This is a genomic window from Undibacterium sp. TC4M20W (genome assembly GCF_049340245.1).
Taxonomy (GTDB): Bacteria; Pseudomonadota; Gammaproteobacteria; order Burkholderiales; family Burkholderiaceae_D; genus Undibacterium.
In genome coordinates this window covers 1-560 of sequence record NZ_JBMPPI010000071.1, presented here as the reverse complement: position 1 = coordinate 560, position 560 = coordinate 1, and the positions used below count along the sequence as shown (strand labels likewise).

Sequence of the window (560 nt, the reverse complement as noted above, 5' to 3'; positions counted from 1 at the left end):
TCGATTTGTTCGAGCAGCGCGCCTTCATGGTGTTCTGTGGCTTTGATGCCAGAGTCAGCGATGAAGCGGAATGGGCTGCCTTCTTTCAAAGAAGCGGCACCGGCTTGAACAGAGGCTGCTTTCCAGAATTTGGAACGGGCATCTGTGGCTTGACCGGACAGTTTAACTTGATCAATGATTTTGGTGATGAGGATGTACCAGCTGCCCATGGACATGATGACCATGATAATGAGTGTGCCTTTGGCAACGAAGTCACCGGTTTTCCAGAGGGCGTCGAGACCGTATGGGTTGTCTACCATTTCTTTGGCAGCTGCAGGTGCTGCCGGGGCGCCAGCGTCTGCTGGGGCGGCTGGTGCCGGGGCTGCTTCTGCAGCAGGTGCTGGTGCTGGGGCAGCAGCGGAGGCAGCTGCAGAGGCGGATTCCTGTGCAGAAACAGGGGCGACGGCAACGGCGGCTGTCAAGGCCAGGAGTGTTGCAGCCAGGAATGCGGAGAAACGGGTTTTCATTGAGGTGCTTCCTTTTAACAAAATAAGGTTGGTATTGCTTACTGCTGTTTTTAT

The 560-nt window shown here is 55.0% G+C and carries 1 pseudogene; it reads right to left on the bottom strand.

The annotated features are described in order from the left end of the window. Positions 1-506: pseudogene (locus ACO0LL_RS30325) on the bottom strand (MotA/TolQ/ExbB proton channel family protein); the annotation flags it as partial. Between the last annotated feature and the right edge of the window lie 54 nt (positions 507-560).